General features: G+C 72.4%; 18 protein-coding genes. All 18 read right to left on the bottom strand.

Annotation, left to right across the window (positions count from 1 at the left end):
• Positions 1 to 254: 254 nt before the first annotated feature.
• A complete protein-coding gene (locus tag ACK4UM_RS05750; RefSeq protein WP_409796744.1) occupies positions 255 to 2,459 on the bottom strand; it encodes a GumC family protein in 2,205 nt (734 codons plus the stop codon).
• Between the two features lie 188 nt (positions 2,460 to 2,647).
• Positions 2,648 to 3,775, bottom strand: a complete 1,128-nt coding sequence (locus ACK4UM_RS05755; RefSeq protein WP_409796746.1) for a glycosyltransferase — start codon at positions 3,773 to 3,775, stop codon at positions 2,648 to 2,650.
• A gap of 229 nt (positions 3,776 to 4,004) precedes the next feature.
• Positions 4,005 to 5,018: a phosphoribosyltransferase family protein gene (locus ACK4UM_RS05760; protein WP_409796748.1), complete on the bottom strand. Its 1,014-nt coding sequence runs from the start codon at positions 5,016 to 5,018 to the stop codon at positions 4,005 to 4,007.
• Positions 5,018 to 6,532 carry a lipopolysaccharide biosynthesis protein gene (locus ACK4UM_RS05765; protein WP_409796750.1) on the bottom strand — a complete coding sequence of 505 codons (1,515 nt, stop codon included), beginning with the start codon at positions 6,530 to 6,532 and terminating at the stop codon, positions 5,018 to 5,020. Before ACK4UM_RS05765 ends, ACK4UM_RS05760 begins: the two co-directional genes overlap by 1 nt.
• Before the next feature lie 403 nt (positions 6,533 to 6,935).
• Complete coding sequence (locus ACK4UM_RS05770; RefSeq protein ID WP_409796752.1) at positions 6,936 to 8,756, bottom strand: ABC transporter ATP-binding protein; 1,821 nt, start codon at positions 8,754 to 8,756, stop codon at positions 6,936 to 6,938.
• Positions 8,753 to 9,895 (bottom strand): glycosyltransferase family 2 protein, encoded by a 1,143-nt coding sequence (locus ACK4UM_RS05775; RefSeq protein ID WP_409796754.1) that lies wholly within the window; start codon positions 9,893 to 9,895, stop codon positions 8,753 to 8,755. Before ACK4UM_RS05775 ends, ACK4UM_RS05770 begins: the two co-directional genes overlap by 4 nt.
• Positions 9,892 to 10,812 (bottom strand): glycosyltransferase family 2 protein, encoded by a 921-nt coding sequence (locus ACK4UM_RS05780; RefSeq protein WP_409796756.1) that lies wholly within the window; start codon positions 10,810 to 10,812, stop codon positions 9,892 to 9,894. The genes ACK4UM_RS05775 and ACK4UM_RS05780 overlap by 4 nt, the downstream gene beginning before the upstream one ends.
• A 14-nt stretch (positions 10,813 to 10,826) precedes the next feature.
• The gene (locus ACK4UM_RS05785) at positions 10,827 to 11,876 is read right to left on the bottom strand and encodes a polysaccharide deacetylase family protein (protein WP_409796758.1); all 1,050 of its coding nucleotides are present in this window, start codon (positions 11,874 to 11,876) and stop codon (positions 10,827 to 10,829) included.
• Positions 11,873 to 13,498, bottom strand: a complete 1,626-nt coding sequence (locus ACK4UM_RS05790; RefSeq protein ID WP_409796760.1) for a glycosyltransferase — start codon at positions 13,496 to 13,498, stop codon at positions 11,873 to 11,875. The genes ACK4UM_RS05785 and ACK4UM_RS05790 overlap by 4 nt, the downstream gene beginning before the upstream one ends.
• Before the next feature lie 34 nt (positions 13,499 to 13,532).
• The gene (locus ACK4UM_RS05795) at positions 13,533 to 14,510 is read right to left on the bottom strand and encodes a glycosyltransferase family 8 protein (RefSeq protein ID WP_409796762.1); all 978 of its coding nucleotides are present in this window, start codon (positions 14,508 to 14,510) and stop codon (positions 13,533 to 13,535) included.
• A gap of 304 nt (positions 14,511 to 14,814) precedes the next feature.
• On the bottom strand, positions 14,815 to 15,279 hold the full coding sequence (locus ACK4UM_RS05800; protein WP_409796764.1) for a hypothetical protein: 465 nt from the start codon (positions 15,277 to 15,279) through the stop codon (positions 14,815 to 14,817).
• Positions 15,276 to 16,742, bottom strand: a complete 1,467-nt coding sequence (locus ACK4UM_RS05805) for a GMC oxidoreductase (RefSeq protein ID WP_409796766.1) — start codon at positions 16,740 to 16,742, stop codon at positions 15,276 to 15,278. Before ACK4UM_RS05805 ends, ACK4UM_RS05800 begins: the two co-directional genes overlap by 4 nt.
• Before the next feature lie 76 nt (positions 16,743 to 16,818).
• Positions 16,819 to 17,727 carry a diacylglycerol/lipid kinase family protein gene (locus ACK4UM_RS05810; RefSeq protein ID WP_409796768.1) on the bottom strand — a complete coding sequence of 303 codons (909 nt, stop codon included), beginning with the start codon at positions 17,725 to 17,727 and terminating at the stop codon, positions 16,819 to 16,821.
• 129 nt (positions 17,728 to 17,856) lie between these two features.
• Positions 17,857 to 19,167 carry a short-chain fatty acid transporter gene (locus ACK4UM_RS05815; protein ID WP_409796770.1) on the bottom strand — a complete coding sequence of 437 codons (1,311 nt, stop codon included), beginning with the start codon at positions 19,165 to 19,167 and terminating at the stop codon, positions 17,857 to 17,859.
• Positions 19,168 to 19,289: 122 nt separating this feature from the next.
• Positions 19,290 to 20,231 (bottom strand): ABC transporter permease, encoded by a 942-nt coding sequence (locus ACK4UM_RS05820; protein WP_409796772.1) that lies wholly within the window; start codon positions 20,229 to 20,231, stop codon positions 19,290 to 19,292.
• A complete protein-coding gene (locus ACK4UM_RS05825; protein WP_409796774.1) occupies positions 20,228 to 21,277 on the bottom strand; it encodes an ABC transporter permease in 1,050 nt (349 codons plus the stop codon). Before ACK4UM_RS05825 ends, ACK4UM_RS05820 begins: the two co-directional genes overlap by 4 nt.
• Positions 21,274 to 22,803 carry an ABC transporter ATP-binding protein gene (locus ACK4UM_RS05830; RefSeq protein ID WP_409796776.1) on the bottom strand — a complete coding sequence of 510 codons (1,530 nt, stop codon included), beginning with the start codon at positions 22,801 to 22,803 and terminating at the stop codon, positions 21,274 to 21,276. The genes ACK4UM_RS05825 and ACK4UM_RS05830 overlap by 4 nt, the downstream gene beginning before the upstream one ends.
• The gene (locus ACK4UM_RS05835; protein ID WP_409796777.1) at positions 22,800 to 24,185 is read right to left on the bottom strand and encodes an amidase family protein; all 1,386 of its coding nucleotides are present in this window, start codon (positions 24,183 to 24,185) and stop codon (positions 22,800 to 22,802) included. Before ACK4UM_RS05835 ends, ACK4UM_RS05830 begins: the two co-directional genes overlap by 4 nt.
• Positions 24,186 to 24,192: the final 7 nt, after the last annotated feature.

Here is a 24,192-nt window from a genome sequence, read left to right on the forward strand (position 1 = left end):
GGGTGTCATCCCCGGCCGGAGGACGCTTGCGCCCGGAGGGGAAGGGGACCCAGCACGAGAATCGCTTGCGCAGCAAGCACTTATCGGGGCGCCAAGCCGCCTGGTCGGCGGCACGATAGTGTGCTCCGCACACGTCTTGATGCTGGGTCCCCTTCCCCTGCGCACGCTGCGCGTGCTCCGGCCGGGAATGACACGCAGGAGTGCCTCAGCGGACGTGCCGCCTGTTTGCCGGCGACAGGAGCGCCGTCGCTCCCTCAGGCGGCCTTGCTTGCGGGGTATTGGCCGTAGCCCTGGTCGGTCGGGCGGTAGCCGTGGGCGCGCATGGCGCGCAGGCGCGCCTTGTTGAGGATGCCGCCGGCGATGGTGGCGCCGTTGCGGCGCAGGCCGTCGGCGGCTTCCGCGAGCGCGGGACGGCTGGTGCGGCCCCAATCCGTCACCAGGATCATCGAATCGAGGAGCGGCGCCACCGCGTTGGCGTCCGGCACCGCCTCGAGCGCCGGAAGGTCGAGGATGACCACCTCGTTGCGCTTGCGGGCGTCGTCGAGGAAGGCACGCATGCGCTGCGAGGCGAACAGGTCGGCGGCGCTCGGGGTGGCGTTCGGGTCGTTCTCGGTCGGGTCCCACAGCCGCTTGATCAGGTCCTCGCTGCCCAAAGCGGAGAGGCGGCGCATCGGCTCGTCCTCGGCCTCGGCGCTGGACAGCGTGCGCGTGTGCAGGTTGGCGTCGACGAGAAGCGTCACGTGGCCGCCGAGCGCGAACAGCCGCCCGAGATTGCCCGCGATCGTCGAGGTGCCTTCGCCCGGCGTGAGCGAGGCGACGCCGATCACGGTGCCCCGGCCGGTCGGCAGGTCGCGGGCGATCTCCGCCTTCACCCGTCGGAGCCCGTTCGCGAAGGGCGTGCCCGGTGCCGCGACGGCGTAGCCGAGGCCGCTCGTCGCGGCGCCGACGAAGCCCTTGTCGCGCGCGACCGCCGGCACGACGCCGAGCGGCGCGATCCCCGCCGCCGCGAGATGGGCCGGCAGACGCACCGAGCGGTCGAGGCTCTCGGCGACGATCGCGAGGGCGAGGCCGAGCCCGCCGCCGATCAGGGTGGCGAGGATCAGGATCAGCGCCCGGCGCGGACTCGACGGCGCCGTCGGCACGAGCGCGGGGGAGATGACGCGCGCGGTGAGGAAGGGCGCGCTCTGCTGCTGGATGACCTCGGTATAGCGGCGCAGATAGCTCTCGAGCGCCGCTTGCAGCACCTCCGCCTCGCTCTCGAGCTGCTGGAGGAGCACGCTCGCCTCGTCGGTCTGGTGCACGCGGGCGATGAGACGGGCGAGCTCGTCCTGGAGGTCCTGCTGGCGCGCGCGCGCCACCTCGGCCTCGGTCGCGAGGCGCGAGCCGACCCGGCGCAGCTCGGCGCGGATCGCCTCCTCCGTGCGCAGGCGATCGCGGCGGATCGCCTCGAGCGCGGGGCTGCCTTCGGCGAGCCGCGTCGCGCGATCGGCTTCCTCGCCGGCGAGCTCGATCCAGCGCGCGCGCAATTCGGCGACGAGGGCGCTCTCGCCCGCATCGAGCGCGTCGACGGCGAGGTTCTCGCTCTGCAGGGCGGCCTCGACGCGCGCGACCCGCGCCTGCGCCTCGGCGGCCTGGGACGCCGCCGCGACGAGGCGCTGGTTCACCTCCGAGAGGGCCTGCTGGGTGACGAGGCCGCGCCCGCCGCCCGTGTCGATGATCTGGTTCTCGGCGCGGAAGGCCTGGACCTGCCGGGCCGTCTCGCCGAAGCGGGCCTGCAGCTCGGAGATGCGGTCGCGCAACCAATCGGCCGCGTTCTCGGCGGCGTCGAAGCGCGCGGAGACGCGATTGCGGACATAGGCCTCGGACAGGGCGTTGGCGATCGCCGCCGACATTTCGGGATGGGTGCCGAGATAGCGCACCTCGACCGCGCGCGAGGAGCCGAGCCGATAGACGCTGACGTCCCGGCGGATGGCGAGAGCCGCCTCCTCGCGCGGAGTGAGCGCGGTTCCCTCGCCGCCGCCCTCCGGCTCCGACTGGAACAGGCCGCCGATGCCGGCGACGGCACCGCGCAGGCCGGCGACGGTGCTCGTCAGCGCATCGGGGCGATCGGGCACGAAGCGGGGGTCTTCGAGGAGCTCGAGCGCGTCGACGACGCTGAGCGCCACCTCCTGCGAGCGGATGATCTGGATCTGCGTCTCGATGGCGATCATGCTCTCGGCGGCCGGCGCCGCGCCCGTTCCGAGCTGGCCGGCGTCGTTCTGCGGATCGTCGATGATCAGCCCGGTCACGGCCGTGAACTTGGGCTGCGCCGTGAAGCCGTAGACGAGGCCGAGCCCGATGCAGACGGCCATCGCCGCCGCGATGATCGCCACCCGCCGACGCAGGAAGCCCACGATCGCCGGCACGTCGATCCGCAGGCGGGGCTCGTCTCCGGGGCGGCCTTCGTCGATGAACGGCATGGGTGTCCTTAAAGCGTCGGGTGTCGAGATGCGCAGGATTGCGTGCCGCAGGGGGCGCACGCCTGACGGCGCGCCAGGCGCCGGAGCGTTCGCGGGCCCGAGCGGGACCCTCCCGCACCGCACTCAAACGTCCTGAGGTGCGGGACGTTCCACGGCGGCTCCGCCCGCGACGCTCGCCGCCCGGTCGATCAACGGCCGGCCTGGACCGAGGCGATCCCGCTCGCACGATCGACCGGGGCGCGCGCAAGGGCGGATCCGCCCGCCACCGCCCGCTTGAAATGGGCGATCAGGGTGGCCGCCTGCGTGTCGGCATCGAGCGCGGGGCGCTCGGAATGGCGCAAGGCCGCGGCCGAGAGGTCCGCATAATACGCGCGGTCCTCCCACAGCCGCGTCAGCGCGGCCGCCCACGCGTCCGCCGGCGCGTCGGGCGAGACGAGGATGCCGCCGGGCCCCACCGCCTCCGGCAACCCGCCGATGTCGCTCGCGACGACCGGAATGCCGCTGAACTGGGCTTCCGTCGCGACGCGCCCCCACGCCTCCTCCCAGCGGCTCGGTGCGAGGAGGATGCGCGTCTGCGCATAGATCGTCTTCATGTCGGAGGTCCGGCGCAGGAACGTGACGTTCGTGCCCCGCGTGCGGGCCTCGATCTCGGCCCGCGCCGTCTCGTCGAGCGGCCAGGATTCGACGAATTGGAAGGGGATCTGCGGGCAGCGCTCGGCGATGGCGAAGGCGAGCGGGCTGCCCTTCAGGGGATGGGGATTGATGAAGGTGACGCGTCCCCCCTCCGTGCGCTCGGTGCGGTAGCGGCTCGGATCGAAGAGCGGGGGCACGACGACGCAGTCGAGCCCGAAGGCCTCGGCGAAGCGCGCCGCCGTGAATTCCGAGTTGGCGACGAACACCGCCCCGTCGAGCTCGCGCGGATCGCCGCCGAGCTTGTCGAAATCGACGTCCCTGAAATAGACCGCGGTGGGGATGCCGGCGGCGATGAGCGCGCGCGCCGACGGCACCGGGTTCATCGCCATGACGACCGCGACGTCGGGCGAAAAGCGGTCGGTGACGGCCTCGACGTCCTCCCAAACGCGCCATTTCCTGAAGCAATCGTAGCCGAGCAGCGTGTCGTGAGCGACCTTGCGGCGCAGGAGCTTCATCTGGATGCGGCCGCGCCAGCCGATCCAGCCCTGCCCCCAGAGCGCCGAGAGCACGGCGACGGCATGGCCCTTCCCGGCGAGATGCAGCGCGAGTTCGTGCGTCGAGCTCTGCGACCCGCCGACCATCTGGGGCATGTGCGCGTGCGCGGTGACGAAGAGGATTCTCATCGTTTCGAAACTCCGCGGCCCCGATCCGCGCGAGGCCGTCTGTGTCGCGTGCGGGGCGTGCTCGCTGGCGATGTCGGTGGATGGGCGACCGAGATTCGCGACCGGCATGCGAGCCCGGGGGGCGGACCCACCGGGCATCGGCGCCGCTCGGGTAACCGACGGGTGAGCGATGTGGTTCCCGCCACGGTCTCGACAGGCGCCCGTGGCCGGGATTGCTGCCGGCGCGTTCTCAACCGCCCGCGCGCCCCTTCACCAGCGCCCGCAGCCCGCCATAGGCGCGCTCTCCGAGGAGCGAGCGGACGGCGAGGTTGAGGACGGGCGGGCTCTCGGCGAGGCGGCGGCGGCGCGGCAGGGCGCGCAGCGCCTGTCGGGTCGCGAGCAGCGAGGGCTCCGGCATCACGACATGGTGGGTCTCGATGCACAGGACCGGCTTGCCGGACAGCCGCGCGATCTCCTCCGCCTGTTCCAATTCGCTCTCGATGAACAGGAGCGCGTCGAGCGCGCGGTAGACCTCCCCCTTGAAGCTGCCGTGCGCGCGCGCCTGCCGCCGCGCCTCGGCGCCCGGGAGATCGAGCATGATCAGCTCGCGATAGGAGATCCCGGCCTTCGCCAGCCAGTCCTCGGTCTCGGCGCGGTATTTCTCGAGGCGGCTCGTCACCAGCCAGCCGAGGGGTTTGGACGGCACCAGCATCGGCGCCGTCTCGGCGAGGAAGCGCCGGTAGCGCTCGCCGTCGTCGTTCTCCTCGTGCGTCGGATCGCAGCAGAGCACCCCGTCGATGTCCACGCAGCAATGTTCGAGGCTGGCATGGTGGAAGACGTTCCACTGGAACATCCGCGGCTGCGGCACGGCCTCGAGCACGATGTCGACCGCCGGATGGCTCGTCTCGTTGCCGTAGACGGCGCAATAGGTGATCTCGGCCTCCGGCGCCGCGGCCTCGATGCGTCGGCGCACCTCCTCCATGGCGTTGCCGCGATAGATGCTGTCGTCGATCACGAGGACGCGCTTGAGCGCGGCGGGGTCGCGGTCGAGGCGCGCGGTGCGGCGCGTCTTGCCGGCGGCGAGGACGCGGCCCTCGAGAAAGCCCTCGACGTCGGTCAGCGCGATGTTGAGCGCGAGGCACAGGAGATTGCCGGCGAGCAGCCCGCTGCGCGGCACGCCCACGACGAGATCGATGTCGCGCGGCAGGCGCGGCAGGTTGCGCATGATCGTGTCGTTCATGTCGGCGATGGAGCGGTAGTTCATCACGACCTCCGGCGTGGTCTCGTCGTCGTTCGTTCGGGAATGGCGCGTGCCGAAGAGCCCCGCCGCGCCAGCGCCGCGCGCGCTCGGCCGAAGAGCTCGGCGAGGAGGCGCCTCTTGGCGGGAAAGACGAGGAGCGTGGCGCCATAGGCGAGGTAGGAGAGGATCGTCAGCGCGACGAGCGCCTCGATCCCGATGACCGAGAGCTGCGCGTCCGCGGCGAACAGGACCCCGGCCGCGACGAGGAGCGCGATCAGATGCGGGCCGAAGCTCGCGATCAGATGGCGCGTGCGCACCGGCCCGCTGCGTCCGGCGATCGCGAGGATGAGCGGGACCTTGAGCACGAGCTCGGAGATCGCGTAGGCGGTCGCGACCCCGAGCGGCCCGCCGGGCAGCCCGACCACGATCGCGCCCACCGTGATCGCCGAGCCGAGCGCGCCGAGCACGAGATAATCGCGCCCGCGCGCCTGGCTCAGGAACAGCCAGCCGGCCGTCTGGGTCGCGGCCTGGTGCAGGCCCGCGAGGCCGAGCCATTGGAAGATCGGCGCCGCCTCGACCCATTGCGGCCCGAGCACCACGGCGAAGGCCGCGGGCGCGAACACGATCGCGGTCAGCACCCCCGGGTGCACGAGGAGGAGGAGCGCGCCGACGCAGTCGAAATAGCCGCGCCGATAGCCCTCCGGATCCGATTGCCGCCGCGAGAGCAGGGGGACCATCACCCGCGCGAGCGGGATCGTGACCTGCTGGAGCGGGAACAGGAGGAGCTTGTAGGCGCGCTCGTAGAGGCCGAGCGCGGCCGGCCCGTGCACGCGCCCGATGAGCACCGCATCGAGATTGCGGGCGAAGAAGTTCATGAAGTTGAAGCCGGAGACGCTGCCGCCGAATTGCAGCTGGCGCTTCAACGTCCCGCTGCCCTGCGGGCGGGTGGGGCGGAAGCGGCTCGCGATCCAGCTCCCCGCCGCGGTCGTGAACGCGACGCACAGAGCGGCGGCGAAGAGCGCCCAATAGGTGCGCCAGACATAGGCGATCGCGATGCCTACGGCGAAGCCAGCGAGCGCCGCGCCGATGTCGATCGCCGCGAGCGCCTTGAAGCGCATGTGCCGCGTCAGGAGCGCGACCGGCTGCGAGCTGACGCCCCAGACGACGACGAGGCCCGAGAAGGCGAGGAGGAGCGGCATCGCCCGCGGCTCGCCGTAGAACTGCGCCACGAAGGACGCGCTCGCCGCGATGCCCCCCGCGAGGAGGACGCTGACGAGGAGGCCGATCCAGAAGAGGGTCGACACCTCGCTGTTCTCGATGCGCTCGGCCTGGATCGTCACCTGCGAGAGGCCGAAATCCTGAGCGAGCATCGCGAGCGCCACGACCGGCATGACCATCGCGACGAGCCCGAAATCCTCGGGCGCGAGGAGGCGCGTCAGGAGAACGGTCGACATGAAGCCGAGCGTGACCTTCACCGCCTGCGCAACGCTCGTATAGGCGATCCCGCCGATGGCACGCCCAGCGTGCTCGCCACTCATGAAGATCGCCCCCTCGGTCGCTCGGCTGCTCGGCGCGGAACCCCTGTCCAATGCGCGATCGGGGCAAAGGTTGCAGCGCACGCGCGAGCGGGCGGATGCGTCGCGTCGTCCGGGGCGTCGGTCGGAACGTCGCTTCTCGCGACGCCGCGCGCGGATCGCCATCGCGTTCCTCGGCTCACACCTTGAAAATCTTACGTTGCGGTGTCATCCCGGACGCCGAAGGCGATCCGGGACCCATAACCACCACGTCTCGGTCGCAGCCTGTAGGCTGCGTTTCTCGAACGAAAGCTGCGCAAAGGTCGCGGAACGAGCGCGGCATGCGCGCTCGAACGGTCGTCGAGGTTATGGGTCCCATGTCCGCTTCGCGGCCCGGGATGACAACCTTCGAAAGATTCACAGGCTCTCAGCCGCGGCTCGGGGCGAAGGCGTCGGTCTGGAGGCGCCACATCCGCGCGAGCACGCTCCCCGGCCGGGCGAGGAGGTCCTGCGGCGACCCCTCTTCGACGACGCGCCCGCCCTGGAGCACCACGACGTGGTCCGCGTTGCGGATCGTGCTCAGGCGGTGGGCGACGACCACCATCGTGATCGCGCCGGCGAGCTCGGCGAGCGCGGCCTGGATGTGGTGCTCGGAGATCGCGTCGAGCGCGCTCGTCGCCTCGTCGAGCACGAGCACGGAGGGCTCGCGGACGAGGGCGCGCGCGAGGCCGAGGCGCTGGCGCTGGCCGGCGGAGAGCTGCAGCCCGCCCTCGCCGATCGGCGTGTCGTAGCCCTGCGGCAAGCGCCGGATGAATTCCTCCGCATGGGCCCGCCGCGCCGCCTTCTCCACCGCGCGTGCGTCGGCCTGCGGATGCCCGAAGGAGATCGCGTCGCGGATCGTCTCGCCGACGATCTCCGCGTCCTGCCCCGCGAAGGCGAGGCGTCCGCGCCAGGCGGCGAGATCGAGGCGCTGCAGCGGCCGTCCGTCGACGAGAATGCGCCCGCTCGTCGGATCGTAGAGCCGGAAGAGGAGGTTCAGAAGGGTGCTCTTGCCCGACCCCGATTCCCCGACGAGCGCCGTCGTGCGATCGGCGGGGATGACGAGGTCGATCTCCTCCACCGCCCGCCCGCGCTCCGCATGGCCGCTCTCGTAGGCGAAGCCGACGCGCTCGAAGCGGATCTCGCGCTCGAGCCGCTCGAACGGCGCGTCGCCCGACGGCACGAAGGGCTTGCCCTCGCGCCGCAGGAGGTCGACCACCTGATCCACCATCGGCATCATACCGGCGATCTCGACGCGGATCTGGTCGAGCCGGCGCACGTGCGGCTGCAGGCGGTAGAGGAGGACGAGGAAGCCGATCAGCGTCGCGAGGTCGAGCCCCGAGGCCCAGGCGCCGATCAGGATGCCGAGGAAGATCGGGACGTAGGCGAGTTCGGTCGCCGGCTGGATCGCCGCGCCGATGACCCCGAGCCTGCGGGCGGCGACGCGGTCCTTCTCGGAGACGGCGTCGAGGCGGGCGAAGGCGCGGTCCTCCTGGCCGAAGAGGCGGATGACGCGCATGTTGCGCAAGGCCGCGATCACCACGCCGGACAGGGCATTGCCGACCGCCACCGCCTCGTCGCCGATCGGCCGCACGCGCTTCGTCACGCGGTGGATGACGAGCGCGACGACGCCGGCGCCGATCGCCGCGAAGAGCGTGAGCATGGGCGAGATCAGCATGAGCAGCAGCGTGAACACGGCGATCGTGCACAGGCTGATCAGCGCGCGCGAGGCATGCGCCACCGCCTCGCTGACGATCCAGGTGCGCCCGCGCACGATCTCGAACAGGGCGCCGGTCTCCTTGTCGCCGAAATAGGCGTAGCCGACGTCGAGCAGCCGGCGGAAGAGGCTGCGATGCAGGCGGTGGACGAGGAGGCCGCCGAACCAGACCGACACGGCATCGTAGGAGAATTGGATCAGCGCGCGGGCGACGACGAGGACGAGCACGATGGCGACGAGAACGCGCACGCGCTCCTCCTCGCTCATCCCCGCGCCGAGGCCGCCGAGGAACGCGCCTGCGGTCTCGGATCCCGCGCCCGATCCGAACATCGTCGCGAAGAGCGGGATCAGGAGGCCGATGCCGATGCCCTCCGTGAGCGCGGCGAGGATGCCGAGCACGACGAGGACGGGGATCGTCCACCACCGGTCCCGCATCACGGGAGCGAGCGTGCGGATCGCCTGCGCGAAGGAGGAGGGCTCGGGGCGGCTCATGACGCGGTCCCGAGCGCCGCGCGCGGCCGCGCCGTCCGCCAACGCGCCGCCTGCGCGCAACGGCGGGCGAGGGCGGGCGGGAGGCCCGGGCCGGTGGGGCGCAGATCGGGATCGACCTCGAGGAAGGGGCGCCCGACGGTGGGATCCGTCCCGTCGCCGGGCGGCGTCTCGCCGGGCGCCTCGTGCGCGGGTACCATCGTGCGGGCGGATCGCCCGAGCCGCTCGGCGAGGCTGCGGCGCAGCGCGATCGCCAGCGCATGCGCCGTGCGCGGCCGCAGCACCGCGCCCGGATCGACGGCGCCGGCGCGGCGCAGGAGGCGCAGGCCGGCACCCCAATCGCCGTCGTAGAGCGCCTCCGTCCCGAGATAGGCGCGCCCCTCGCCCGCCGCCCAGCGGAACAGGCGCGGGGGCAGTTCGGGATGGCGGGCGCGGGCGTCCGCGACGACGTAGTCGCTCGAGCGCGCCATCGCCTCGGTCGCCGTCGACATCGTCCCGGTCATGCGGCGATAGCCGAGGAGGTAGGCGTCGGCGAGGTCCCAATCCCAGCGCTCGGCCATCCTGAGGAAGAGCATCGTGTCCTCCGCCCCGGGCCCGCCGAGCCGGGTGACGTCCGGGTCGAATCCGCCGACGGCGATCAGGCGATCGCGCCGCATCAGGGCGGAGCTGCCCCCGCCGAGGAAGTTGAAGAGCACGAGGGCGCCGTAGACGTCCCCGCGCGGCGGCTCGAACGAGGGGCTGCGCAGCACGCGGCCCGCCTCGTCGATCTCGCGGTAGCGGCAATAGACGATGCCGAGATCGCCGCCATGGCGCGCGAGCACCTCGACCTGACGGGCGATCTTGTGCGGATGCCAGAGATCATCGGCGTCGAGGATCGCGACGAGCTCGCCCCGCGCCGCCTCGATGCCGGTATTGCGCGCGGCCGCGACGCCGGCATTCGCCTTGCGCACGAGCCGGACCCGGTCGTCGCGGGCCGCGATCGCCGCCACGATCGCGGCCGTGCCGTCCCGCGAGCCGTCGTCGACGACGACGATCTCGAGCCGCGGGTAGGTCTGGGCGCATGCCGCGCGCAGCGTCTCGCCGACGAAGCGCGCGGCGTCGTAGGCGGGCACGACGACGGTGACGAGCGGCGTCTGCGTCATGACGCGACCATGCGCACGATCCGATCGCGCAGCCCACGCGTGACGCGCCGCCCGAAGCGGATCGTGCGATCGCGCAGCGGATGGCGATAGGGGCGCAGCGCCTCGCGCAGGAGCGCGGCGATGCGGGCATTCGGCATGCCGGCTCCCGCAAGACGGGCCTCGAGCCATTCGAGGAAGCGCAGCCGCGCCTCGTGGTACCCGCCGCCGCGCAATTCGCTGGCGCAGATCGAGCCGGGCCTCTGCCGGTAGCGGTCGAAGACATGGCTCGAAACGAAGGCTTTCGTGCACAGATAGAGCTTCGTCAGCAGCGCCTGATCGTCGTAGCCGGACCTGAAGCGGTCCTCCCAGCCGCCCACGGCGTCGAGCAGCCGCGTGCGCACCAGGACGCCGTTCATCGAGGGCGCGGCGCCCGGACCGAGCGGGTAGAGGAGCTCCAGCAGGCGCGGCGGCTCGTACACCGTCTCCGGGGGCGCGCCGACGAGGATCACCTCGTCGCGGGCGGCGTCCTCGGCGCGGCCCCTCCAGCCGTGCCAATAGAGCGAGGCGCCCATCATCAGCCCGACCTCCGGATGCGTCTGCGCGATCGCCATCTGCAGCGCGAGCTTGTTCGGGTACCAGACGTCGTCCGCGTCGAGATAGGCGATCCATTCCCCGCGCGCGACCTGCCGCCCGGCATTGCGCGAGGCGCTGCTGCCGAGATTGGCGTGGCCGGCATGTTCGATGGCGACGATCCGCCCGGGATGGCGTGCGGCGTAGGCGCGGGCGATCTCGGAGGAGCCGTCCTGCGAGCCGTCGTCGACGAGGATCAGCTCCCAGTCCGAGACGCTCTGGGCGAGCACGCTCTCGATCGCCTCGGCGAGATAGGGCGCGACGTCGAGATAGGGGGTGATCACCGAAATCAGCGGTCGAGAGGTCATCGGGTCAGCCTCCCTCAGAAGAAATCGCCGGCGGCGAGCCGCCGCTCGAGCTCGGCTCCGGTCCAGTCGAGCATCTGAACCCGCGGCAGGCGAAACGGATCCGCGCGCGGCCGGAAGGGCGCGGCCTGCGTCGTGCACGCGCTCGCGAATCCCGCCTCCCGCACGAGCGCGCAGGTCGCCTCCGTATGGTCGCCGAAGGGATAGGAGAAGCTCGCCATGCGCCGGCCGGCGATCGCCTCGCAGGCCGCCTTGCCGCCTTCGATCTCGGCGCGCTGGTGCGCCGCGCCATGGGCGGGGAGCGAGGGATGGGTGAGCGTGTGCGCGCCGATCTCGACGAGCCCGCCCGCGGCGAGCCGGGCCGCCTCCTCGCGATCGAGCGGCCGGTCGTCGTCGGCTCCTCTCACGAGGGCGGGCGGCGAGGCCCAGTCCGAGAGCGCGGCGAGCGCCTCGGCCTGCGCGGAGCGGGGGAGGGGGCGCAGAGCGCTCCACAGAGCGAGGTAGAGCGCCTGGCGTGCGGTCGCGGGCGGGTCCCAGGCGCGCCAATCCGGATCGTCCGCCGCCGCAGCGTCCGCCTCGGGAGCGCTCCAGCGGAAGGTCGCGCCGCCGATCGCGAGGTCGAGGGCGCGCGGCAGGGTCTCGGGCGTCCAGACGATGCGCGCGAGGGCGTCCCACCAGAACGGCGTGCGGCCGTCGAGGAGATCGGGCGCGAGGAAGAAGGTGGCCGGCGCGTCGTGGCGCTCGAGCAGGGGCTTGGCCGTCGCGAGATTGTCCGCATAGCCGTCGTCGAAGGTGATCGCGATCGCCCGGCGCGGCAGCCGCCCCTCGTTGCCCGCCGCCACCATGTCGCCGAGGCGCATCAGCGTGCCGTACCGGCGCAGCACCGAAAGCTGCTCGTCGAAGCGCTCCGGCGCGACGGCGAGCGCCCACGGGTCGCGGTCGGGCGTCGCGACGCGGTGATAGACGAAGACGATCCGGACTCCCGCGAGCCGGTTCGCCAGGCGGCGCCGCAGCCCCCGCCCGGCGCGCGCCGCGCGGCCGAGCGCGCCTCTCAAGCCGCTCCTCACGGCGTCGCCTCCGCCGCCTTCGCCGCGCGGGCGGCGACGATCATCGGGTAGGCGGGATCGTGCGCGGCGAGCTCCTCGGGCGTCAGCTCGTGCGCGGCGAGGCCGTAGAGGAAGGCGCTCGCGGCGAGCACGTTGCCGTGCGTCTCGACCGCGGTCGGCGACCAGCCCTCGCCGAGGAGCCGGCGCACGGCCGCGCCCGTGAGCGACCAGTACCAGGTGTCGCCCCACTCGCCGCGATCGACCTGGCTGATGCCGGGCACCGTCAGGAGGAGGATTCCGCCCGGCTTCAGGATGCGGTGGAGCGTCGCCACCGCCTTTCGCATGTCGAAGACGAGATGCAGGGTCTGGGTGAGGACGATGCAGTCGAACGTGTCGCTCGCGATGTGCTCGGCGTTCTCCAGATCGCCGACGATGGTCGCCTCCGGCGCGTCTTCGTGCACGTGCAGCACGTCGCTGTGCGTCACCCGCTCGCCGCCGAAGCGCTTCGTATAGGCGGCGTCGCCGATCTCCAGCACGCGCCCGGCGATCGCGTCCGCGTTGCGCGCGAGAAAGCCCTCGATGTAGTGGCGATCGATCGGCAGGCCGCGGGCGAAGCCGAAATCGGGATCGATCGGGGTGGTGCGCCGGAGGTCGCCGAACCGCACCGGGCGCGCCGCGCCCGCGAGCGGCTCGCGCCCCGCGAGCCGCCGTGCGAGATGGCCGACAGGCGCGGGCAGGGCGCGCACGAGCGCCTTCGCGGCCCGTGCGCCGCGCTCGCGGCCGGTGTCGCGCAAAGCGTGCGCGAAGCTGCGCGGGGCGAGGCGCCTTGCCTCCGCGAGCCGCGCCAGCGCCTGCGCGCGCCGCTCGCGCACCACGAGATCGCGCAAGCCCTTGCGCACGAGAGGCCCGCCGTAGAAGGCCTCGACGACGCCGATCCCGCGCCGCAGGGCCGCGCGATCCTCGAGCGAATCGGCGACGAACGGCTCCTGGCGGGCGAGCACCTTCAGGCAGGCGCGGAGCATCCGGGAGGGATCCTCGGACATGTTGCCGTCGTGGCGCCGGTACTCCGCCGCGATCGTGTCGTGGGAGCCGAAGGAATGGCGCCTCGCCAGACGCAGGTAGACGTCGTAATCCTCCGCCGCTTCGAGCCCGACGTCGAAGCCGCCCGCGCGCTCGAGGAGATCGCGGCGGTAGACCACGGTCGCGTGCATGCCGATGAAATTCGCCTCGAGGAGCCCGCGATAGCTCTCCCGCGCCCGCTCGGGATGCGTCTCCCAGAGCGGTGTGCGATCCGCGAGCACCCCGACGTGACCCGCATAGACGAAGCCCCAATCGGGGTTCGCGTCGAGAGCCGCCACGCCCTGCGCGATCGCATCGGGCCGCAGCAGGTCGTCGGCGTCGAGGAAGCAGACGTATTCCCCCGTCGCGACGGCGAGTCCGGCGTTTCGGGCAGCCGAGAGGCCGCGATTGTCCTGGCGGACGTAGCGGATCTCGGGATGGGCCGCGCAAACGCCGGCCGTGTCGTCCTGCGAGCCGTCGTCGACGACGATCGTCTCGATGCTCCCGTAGGTCTGCGCGCGGACGCTGGCGATCGCCTCGCCGAGCCAGCGGGCCTGGTTGTAGCAGGGGATGACGATGCTCACGCGGGGGCCCTCGCGCGCGGGCGTCGTCCCTCGATCAGCGGTCTGCGGTGCTGCCATGGCGGGCTCCCGGTGAGAGTTCGTGTCCGGTGGGCCGCTCGCGCGCGCTCCGGTCGTCTGGGGAACGCGCGGCCCCGCTCGATCGGCGACGCAGATGCGCTCTCATGCAGCGCAGCTCGTGCCGGGCCCGTCGCACGCGCCAGCGCAAGGCGACGGTGTGCGTGAGCCCGCCTTCGTGTCGGATCTCGTCCGCGAAGGGGGTGTTCGCGAGATAGACGAGGTAATCGTACGCGCGCGGGTGCCATTCGGCGCTCGACCACGGCTTCAGATCGTCGGTGAAATGGAGGATAGCGGGGGGCGTCTCCGGCGTGCGTTCGCGATAGAAGGCATTGCGCTGGACGTTCCAGCGCGGCGCGAGCGCGAGGGCGTCGCCCCAGAAGCAGATGTTGAGGATGTCCTGGTCGCCGTAGGAGAAGCGCCCGCCCTCCGCCGCCTCCCGTGCCCGCGCGAGGCTGCCCCGCGTCCGGATCGCCTCGAGATCCATCACCATCACGCCCGCATTGAAGTAGAGGCCGGGCCCCCCGAGGCCGTACGTGCTCGCGAATTCTCGCGGATCGACGCCGGGATCGGCGACGGCCCCGACGGAGCGGCCCTGGAGGTCGATCGACGCGATCCGCGCGATGTCGTCGAGCACCAGCACGTCGACGTCGAGATAGACGACCCGCGTCACCTCGGGCGGCACCACCGTGTCGGCGACGAGGCGCAGGAAGGACGCGCTGGACACGTGCGGGAGGTAGACGTCGAGCCCGAGGAGCGGGTTCTGGGGCTCGGCATGCCAGAGGCAGGCCGCACGCCCCTCGACATAGGCGGCGATGGCCTCCCGCGTCGGCCTCGCGATCGCCGCATGCACGATGTGGAAGGTGACGGGTGCCCGCGCATGCCTCAGAATAGAGTTCATAGCAACCGGCAGATGTCGTGCGTAGGCCTCGTCCACGACGAACAAGATGTGCGCCACGACATTCTCCACGCCACTGCTGAAAGGGAGGACACGACCGGAACCGAGGTGCGCCTCTACTTCGGAGCAGCGCGCGCCACCGGAACGCCCGAGCGGCGCCCTCCGTTTCATGGGGCATGCAATGAAGTCGCGGCCGGCCCGCGTGCGAGCGCGCGGGGGTGCTCGTTCCGCAACTCCATGCATCGGATGCGTCGTCGGACGCAGCCTACAGGCTGCTCATCGGACCTCGGGAGTCTGGGTTCCGGGCTCGCTTCGCGCCCCGGAATGACGGCGTCGAGGTCCCGTGCGCAGATTTTTCGAACTCTCACGCGCCTTGCGGCGGCGTGAGGTCGGCGTAGGGGTTCGCGCAGCCGACGGGGCCGAGATAATGCACCGGAGCGTCGGGATCCTCGCGCGTGGCGAGGAAGTCGGTCGTCGTCACGAAGCTCGTCAGGAGCTCGCGCTCGAAGCGCTCCATGCGCGCGGCGACGCCGGGCGGGGCGAAGCGCTCGACGAGCGGCGCGCCGCCGAGCGCTTCCGCGGCCCGGATCGGGGTCGCGCGCGCCGAGCCGAAGACGTAGGCGGTCTCGCGGAACCCCTCCGCGAAGGCCTCGAATTCCGTCTCCTCCATGCGGAAGGGGCCGACGAGCCGGTGCAGCGTGTCGCGGATGAAGCTCTGGTCCGTCAGCCGCGCGCCCGCCGCGCCGCCGATCGCGAGCGCGCCGACGATCCCGGTCGCCGAGAAAAGGACGGTGCGGCGGCTCGGGCCGCGTTCGGAGCGGTTCGTCATCGCAGGCCTCCGTGCAGGCGCTCGGCCGCACGCAGCGAGAGCGCCGCGACGGTGAGGCTCGGGTTGGCGGTCGCGCAGGTGGTGAAGGCGGCCGAGCCGACGCAGACGAGGTTGCGCCAGCGATGGTGGATCATGTCGGCGTCGATCACGGAGGTCTGCGGATCGTGGCCCATGCGCAGCGTCCCCTGCAGATGCGATTCGGTCGGCCGCTCGAAGACGAAGCGGATCGCCTCGACGGGAAGCGGCGCCAGGATCTCCGGCAGGCGCTCCTCGACGGCGACAATCCCGGCGCGGGCGTAATCCGAGAAGCCGGGGAAGACGACGTGCGGCTCGCCGTCGTCGCCGAGGAGGACGCGGGATTCGTCGGAGGGAAGATCCTCGGTGACGACCATCAGAGGCAGCGTCTGGCGCCAGCGGCCGGGCTCCCGACGCAGCCCGTGCTTCCAGCGATTCTCGAAGAAGACGAGCGCCGCGCCGTGGCGGGCGCGGAAGTCCCCGTCGGCGAGCGCGTAATTGAGGCCCGTCGTGATCGTGCTGCCGTCGAAATTGTCGAGCCCGTCGAGGAGGACCTCGTATTCCACGCCGTGCGTCTCGTGCAGGCCGCGCCCGGTGAGGCCCCCGCCCATGCCGGAGGCCTCGAGGATGGCGGGCGCGTGGATCGCGTTGGCGCCGAGCACCACGAGATCGGCGCTCGCCCGGTGCTCGCGCCCGTCCGCCTCGAAGACGACCGCCGACACGAGCCCGCCCGACGTTTCGAGCCGGGTCACCCGCGCGTCGCAGACGAGCGTGACGCGCGGATCCCCGAACACGTGCGCGAGCCCGTTCTGCGCGGTGAACTTGGCGTCGGCCGGGCAGATCTGACAGCGCAGCGACGCGCAGCAGGCCGGACGCGTCGGGGTCGCGATCCGCGCGCGGGCGGTGGGCATGATGAAATGGTGGTCGGGCTGGGCTGCCTTCATCAGCCGATCGATCGCCGAGCCGCGATGGGGCGGCTGGGGGAACGGGGCCGAGCGCGGCAGGACGCGTCCCATGTCGGCGTCGCCCGAGATCGCCATGATCTCCTCGGCCGTCTGGTAATGCGGCTCGAGATCGTCGTAGCCGATCGGCCAATCCTCGCCGACGCCGTAGAGGGAGCGCAGGCGGAAATCGTTCGGGTGCATGCGCGGCGTCTGCGCGAACCAGCAATTCATGCCGCCGCCGAAGCCGATGGTGAAGTTCCAGGGCTTCTCGGAGGCGCGCGAATAGGTGCTCTCGTGGTCGGTCGCACTGTTTCTCGCGTTCTCGATCTGCCAGGCGTGGTCGTGCAGGCCGCCGCGCTCCAGGACGAGGATGCGCGTGCGTTCGGGGGCGCGCGCGAGGATGCCGGCGAGGAAGAACGCCGATCCGAACCCGCTGCCCACGACGACCATGTCGAAACGGCCGCCGCTCGCGGCCGCGGCGGCTTCAGTCGTGATCGCAGTCATGATGTCGTATCCCGGGCGCTGCATCGGAAGGCCGGGGACAATGGGCGAGGCCGAGGATCGTTCCCGGCCCGAGTTCTCATGTCTGCGCGTCGTCGACCTCGCCCGGCCGGCCGGAGGCGGGGCCGACGAGGATCGTCACCGCGTCCGGCTCGACCTCGAGCTCGACCGTCGCCGGGCACGCCTCCGAGGGCGGGATGTCGTCGTCGACGTGCAGCGGCGTTCCCTCCCAGGCGAGCGCGATCCTGCGGCCGCGCCGCGTCGTCAGAGGCGGCTTCTCGCCGGGATCGCCGGATTTCAGCCAGCGGAGCATGTCCTTGCGCCGGGATGGCTCCAGCACGACGACGTCGAACATCCCGTCGCCGGGGTCGGCATCGGGCGCGAGCCGCAGGCGCGGCCCGCCGCAGGGGATGTTGAGCACCTCGAGGAGAAGATGGTCCTCCGGCATCGGCTCGTCGTCGACGAGCACCCGCACGCGGTCCGCGTCGCTCTTCTCGACCTCCTGCCGGATCGCCTTCGCGGCCGCCTTGAGACGGGCGTCGCGACCAGTATCGGGCTTGCCGAGGCGCTTGGCGCTGCGCACGAGGGCGCCGAGGCCGATCCCTTCGACGACCCGCGCGCAACCCCAGGGGCCCCGCGCCATGCCGACGTCGAGGCGCCGCCGCTCGGCGTCTCGCAACGCGTGCAGGATGTCCTCGAGGCTCCCGCCGATGCCGAACGAGGCGGCGATGTTGTTGGCGGTGCCGAGCGGCAGGATCGCGATCGGGACCGAGCGGTCCGGCATCTGCGTGATCGCCTTGGCGACCGTCCCGTCCCCGCCTGCGACGATGACGACGTCGCAGGGCTCCGACAGGGCCGCGGTCAGCTCGCCGACCTTGCTCGACTGGTAGCGCGCGGTGATCTTCGCGTCGCGCAGCAGGGACCGCAATCTTTCGCCGCTGGTCTCGCCGTCGCCGGCGCCGGGGTTGTGAACGAGAAGAGCTTTCATGGAGCCGGTCGCCTCGCCGATCTGCCGCCCCCTCGAGGCGCGATCCTTACAAGTCCACACGGCCGAGCCGGGTTCCGGACGAGGCCGGGGGGCGCTCCGGGCGCCCCCCTTTCCGCGTGCGTGCGCGCCTCACAGAACCGTCAGCAGGGTGCCGACGACGGCGCCGACGACGACGAGGTGCACGAGGCAGAAGCCCATGATGTCCTTGGCCTTCAACCCGGCGATCCCGAGCATCGGCAGCGCCCAGAAGGGCTGCAGGAGGTTCGTCCACGCGTCGCCCCAGGCGACCGCCATCGCCACGCGCGCGACGTCCGCGCCGAGCGCCTCCGCCGCCGGCAGCACGACCGGCGCCTGCACCGCCCATTGGCCGCCGCCGGAGGGCACGAACAGGTTGACGAGGCCCGCGCTCAGGAAGGTCCAGAACGGCAGCGTCGCGGCGCTCGAGATCGAGACGAAGAAGTGCGACATGCTCGCCGCGAGGCCGGATTGGGTCATGATCGCCATGATGCCCGCATAGAACGGGAACTGGATCACGATCCCCGCCCCGCCCTTCACGCCCTCCTGGAGGGCGGCGAGGAGGTTGCGCGCGGTGCCGTGGAGCACGATCCCCAGCATCAGGAACAGGTAGTTGACGATGTTGAGGTTCAGCCCCTCGCCGCGCACCGCGAAATAGTGGACGAGGAAGACGAGGCCAGGCACGCCGACGAGCCACATCAGGATGCGGCTGTTCTCGAGATGGTCGGCGGGGCGCGCGGGCGCGAAGTCCTCGGCCTGCTTCTCGCCGAGCTGCTCGCGGCTCACGTAGACGCTCTCGTCCTCGCGCGGCAGCATGAGCCGGTTGAGGAGCGGGATGGTGACGAACAGGACCGCGACGATGATCAGGTTGAACGGGGCGAAGATCGTCGCGTCCGTGCCGACGAGCCCGATCTGCCCTTCCGCGAAATGGCCCGGCGTCGCGATGGTGAGCGGGACCGAGCCCGCGAGCCCCGCGTGCCAGACGACGAAGCCGGAATAGGCCGAGGCGACGAGGAGGCGGTAGTCGACGCGCACGTGGCGCGCGACCTCCTTGGCGAAGAGCGCGCCCACCACGAGGCCGAAACCCCAATTGATCCACGCCGCTACCATCGAGACCAGGGTGACGAGCACGATCGCCGCGCCGGCGCTCCGCGCGAGCCCCGCGAGAGCCCCGAGGATCCGGCGCACCGGCGGGGACGAGGCCAGGATGAATCCCGTCACGAGGACGAGGAGCATCTGCATCGAGAAGGCGAGGAGCCCCCAGAACCCGTCGCCCCACATCTCGACGACCTCGAGAGGGCCGGCCCCTTCGAAGGCGATGGCGGACGCCGCCGCGACGATCGTCAAGACGAGCACGAAGACGAAGGCGTCGGGGAGGTACCGGTCGGCGAGGCTCACCGCCGGTCGTGATATCGCTTGCAGCATGGACGTGTTCCTCTCGCGAGGCGCGCCGACACCGCTCCGGCGGGGGGCGCCCGTTCTTCTCGACACGGGAGAAACGCGGCAAGCGCGGCGTTAATCCGCGCGCGTGCCGCTCGGCGCTTCCCTCAACGCTCCCCGCGCCGATAGGGCGCCATCAGCGCCTCGGGCGCGCGCCCGCGCCGGGAGACGAGCACGAGGGCGAGGATCGAGAGGAGGTAGGGCGTCATCAGGAAGACCTGATAGGGCAGCCCCGGCACCACGTGCTGCAGGCGCAGCTGGTAGGCGTCGAAGAAGGCGAACAGGAGCGCGCCGACGAGCGCCTTGCCCGGCCGCCAGGCCGCGAAGACGACGAGCGCGATGCAGATCCAGCCGCGCCCCTGCACCATGTGCGGGAAGAACGAGTTGAAGGCCGCCGTCGTCAGGAAGGCGCCGCCGATCGCCATCAGGGCCGAGCCCACCATCACCGCGCCGATGCGGATCGCGTTCGGATCGAGGCCCTGCGCCTCGACCGCGTGCGGGTTCTCGCCCGCCATCCGCACGGCGAGCCCGAGCGGCGTGCGCGCGAGGACGTAGGCCGTAACGCCCACCGCCGCGAGCGCGAGATAGGTCGGCGCGGTCTGCGTGAAGAGAACGGGGCCGAGGAAGGGCAGGTCGGACAGGAGCGGCACCGCGAGGGGGCGGAACGGCTCGATCGTCGGCGGCGAGGCGCCGACCTGCACGACGAGCCGGTAGACGTAATAGCTGAGCGAGGAGGCGAACAAGGTGATGCCGAGCCCGGCCACGTGTTGCGAGAGGCCGAGCGGCACCGTGAGCGCGGCGTGCAGGAGCCCGAACAGGGCGCCGAAGAAGGCCGCGGCCGCGATCCCCGTCCACAGGTCGCCGCCCATGAACACGGTGAGCCAGCCGACCATGGCGCCCATGGTCATGATGCCCTCGATGCCGAGATTGAGGATGCCCGCCCGCTCGCAGATCAGGGCGCCGAGCGCGCCGAGGATCAGCGGCGTCGCGATGCGCAGGGTGGCGGCCCACAGGCTCGTGGTGCCGAGGATCTCGATCGCCTCGATCATCGGCGGATCCGGTAGCTGGTGAAGAGGAGGGCGACGAGCATCGTGAGCAGCGAGACCGCGACGATGACGTCCGCGATGAAGCTCGGCGTCCCGACCGCGCGGCTCATCGCGTCCGCGCCGACGAAGGCGACCGCCACGAACAGCGCGCTCGCGACGATGCCGATCGGGTTGAGCGCGGCGAGCATGGCGACGACGATGCCGGCATAGCCGTAGCCGGGGGAGAGATCGGTCGTGACGGCGCCCTTGAGCCCCGCGACCTCGACCGCGCCGGCGAGCCCCGCGAGCGCGCCCGACAGGAGGCCGATCCCGAGAAGGGTCCGGGGCAGCGACACGCCGGCGAAGGCGGCGGCGCGCGGGGAGAGGCCGGCCGCGCGGCTGCGCATTCCGAAGGTCGTGCGCGCGCCGATCAGGGCGACGACGAGCGCCGCGACGATCGCGATCAGGAGCCCGACATGCAGCCGGGTGCGCTCGACGAGGGCGGGCAGCATCAGGGCGTCGTCGACCGGCACCGATTGCGGCCAGCCGAAGGCGAACGGGTCGCGCAGGGGACCCTCGATCATCATGCCGACGAACAGGATGACGACGAAGTTGAGGAGGAGCGTCGTCACGACCTCGTCGACGCCGTAGCGCACGCGCAGGATCACGGGCCCGAGCAGGAGCGCGGCGCCCGCGGCCATGCCGGCGAGCATCATCAGGAGGATCGCGAGCGGCGGGGGCAGGCCGACGAGGACCGAATGGCCGAGCCAGGCGGTGACGAGGGCGCCCATGTAGAGCTGCCCCTCGCCCCCGATGTTCCACAGCCGCGCGCGAAACGCGACCGCCGCCGCGAGCCCGGTGAGGATCAAAGGCGTCGCGCGCGCGAGCGTCTCGGTGATCGCGAGCCGCGAGCCGAAGGCGCCGCGCAGCATCGCCGCATAGGCGTCGAGCGGGCTCGCGCCCGCGGCCGCGATCAGGACGCCCGAGATCGCGAGCGCGGCGATCACGGCGCCGATCGGGGCCGCCGCCGCGAGCGCGAGGGGGGTGTCGGCGCGTCGCTCCAGCCTCACGCGGCTTCCTCCCAAACGCCCGCCATCATCAGCCCGACGCTGCGCGCATCGGCGTCCTCCGCCCGGATCGGCCGCGACAGCCGGCCCTTGACGATCGCCTGGATGCGGTCGGCGAGCGCGAGGACCTCGTCGAGATCCTCGGAGATCAGCAGGATCGCCGCCCCGCGCGCCCGCGCGGCGAGGAGCTCGGAATGGACGGCGGCGATCGCGCCCTCGTCGAGGCCGCGGGTCGGCTGGTCGGCGACGACGAAACGCGGCTCGCGGGCGAGGTTGCGGCCGAGAACGAGCTTCTGCATGTTGCCGCCCGACAGGAGCCGCGTGCGGGTGTCGGGCGTCGCGCTGCGGATGTCGAAGCGCGCGATCAGGCTCTGCGCGAAGACGCGCGCGGCGCCGCGGCGCACGAAACCGAGCCGCGAGAAGCCCGGCTCGTGGAGGCGCTCGAGCACCGCGTTCTCCCACACGCTCATCTCGCCGACGACGCCCTCGGCGTGGCGATCCTCGGGGATGCGGCCGATTCCGGCGGCGACGAGGGCGGCGGGATCGAGGGCGCCCATGTCGCGCGCGCCCGTCTCGCCTTCGTCGAGGGTGAGCCGCCCGGAGGTCGGCGCGGCGAGCCCGCTCACGATGCGCCCGAGCGCCGCCTGGCCGTTGCCCGAGACGCCGACGATGCCCAGGATCTCGCCCGCGGCGATCTCGAAATCGACGTCGAGGAGACGCGTATGACCGCCCTCGACGAGCCCGACGCTCTCGCCGCGCACGACGATCGGCCCGACCGCGTGCGCGGAGCGGCGCGGGCGCTCGACGCGCCGGCCGACCATCAGCTCGGCGAGCTCGGCCGCGCTCGTCTCGGCGGGACGCCGCTCGCCGACGACGCGCCCGCGGCGCAGGACGACGACGCGGTCCGCCGCCGCCATCACCTCGCCGAGCTTGTGCGAGATGAAGACGAGCGAGAGCCCCTGCGCGGTCATGCCCCGCAGCGTCTCGAACAGGCGCTCCGCCTCCGGCCGCGCGAGAACGGCGGTCGGCTCGTCGAGGACGAGGATGCGCGCGTCGCGGTAGAGCGCCTTGAGGATCTCGACGCGCTGGCGCTCGCCCACCGACAGATCGCCGACGCGCGCCGCCGGATCGACCGGCAGACCGAAGCGCTCGGAGACGGCGAGAAGCTTCTTGCGGCCCTCCTCGCGGCGGCTCGAGACGCGCAGAAGCGGCTCCGAGCCGATCATCACGTTGTCGAGGACGGTGAGGTTGGCGGCGAGCGTGAAATGCTGATGCACCATGCCGATGCCGGCCTCGATCGCCGCGCGCGGACGCCCCGCCGGCAGCGGCGCGCCGTCGACGAGGACGCGGCCCTCGTCGGCGGTGTAATGGCCGAACAGGATGTTCATCAGCGTGGTCTTGCCCGCGCCGTTCTCGCCGAGCAGCGCCAGGATCTCGCCGCGCCCGAGAGACAGGCTCACGTCCTCGTTGGCGACGAGGGAGCCGAAGCGTTTGGTGATGCGCTCGAGCGCGAGGACGGGGGTGCTCACGCGGGCAGCCCCGCGATCGGCCCGGGATAGCGGACGGGGGGCGCCGCGCCCGCGAGCCGCGCGGCGAGGGCGAGGAGCGCGCGGTCGCTGCCGTGCAGGCCCATCAGCTGCACGCTCGCCGGCAGGCCGTCCTCGCGCATGCCGAAGGGGAGGGCGAGCGCGGGCACGCCGGCGACGTTCGCGAGGGACACGCCCGGCGCGATCGCCTCCATCGCGGCGAAATGGGCCTGCGCGTCTTGCGCCTGCGGGTCGAGCCGGCCGATCCGGGGCGGTCCGTCGGCGAGGACGGGGGAGAGGATCACGTCCGTGTCCGAGAACAGGAGGGCCGTCCCATGCGCGATGCGCGCCGCCTCCCGCGCGAGCGCGAACAGGCGCGCCGCCGAGAGCTCCCGCCCGCTCCGCGCGATCGCCGCGGCGATCGGCGAGACGTCGTCCATCGCGATGCCGAGCGCGTCGAGCCCCTCGGCCGCCGCGATCGCGAGGATCGGATGCGCGACCGCGGCCGCGCGGTCGCAAAGCGCCACGAGGTCGTCGGGATCCGTCTCGCGCACGGTGCAGCCGAGATCGGCGAGCGCGGCGGCGGCGGCGCGCAGCGCGGCGGCATTCGCGGGAGAGGTCGTCGCGGGGACGTGCAGGCGCACCCGCGGGGCGGCGGGGAGCGTGCGGGCGAGAAGCTCGCCCTCGGGCCCCGCGACCGCGCCGGCGACCGCCGCAAAGGCCGTCGCGACGTCGCGCACCGAGCGGGCGAGGACGAGCTCGCCGACGAGGCCCATCAGGTGGTTCTCGAAGCCCGGGCCCATCGGGGTCGCGCCGCGGCTCGGCTTCATCCCGACGAGCCCGCAGCAGGCGGCGGGCACGCGCGTCGATCCGGCGCCGTCCGTCGCGTGCGCGATCGCGACGATCCCCGCCGCCACCGCCGCCGCCGCGCCGCCCGAGGAGCCGCCGGGGCTGAGGGCGGGGTCGAAGGGGTTGCGCGCGAGAGGCCCGCCCGGCGGCTCGGCGGTGAGCGCGAGGCCGAATTCCGGCGTCGTCGTGATCCCGAAGGTGACGAGGCCGGCTGCGTGCAGGCGGGCGAAGAAGGGCGTATCGCCGGTGGGATCCGGCAGCATCCGCCGCAGCGCCGGCGAGCCCGCGGCGGGGCACAGGCCGGCCGCGAACGAGCCGAGATCCTTGGCGAGGAAAGGCACGCCGTGGAGGGGCCCGCGCGCGGCCTCCGGCAGGGCGTCGCGCGCCTGCGCCCCCGCGCGTCCGAGCGCCGGCTCGAGCCGGACGGTCGCGCCGAGATCGGCGCGCGCCCGCGCGGCCTCGAGCGCGGCCTCCATCGCGGCGGCCGCGCTCGTGCGCCCGTCCCGGATCGCCGCCGCGAGCGCCGTCGCGTCCATGCCCGTC

This window comes from Salinarimonas sp. (assembly GCF_046292825.1).
Taxonomy (GTDB): Bacteria; Pseudomonadota; Alphaproteobacteria; order Rhizobiales; family Beijerinckiaceae; genus Salinarimonas.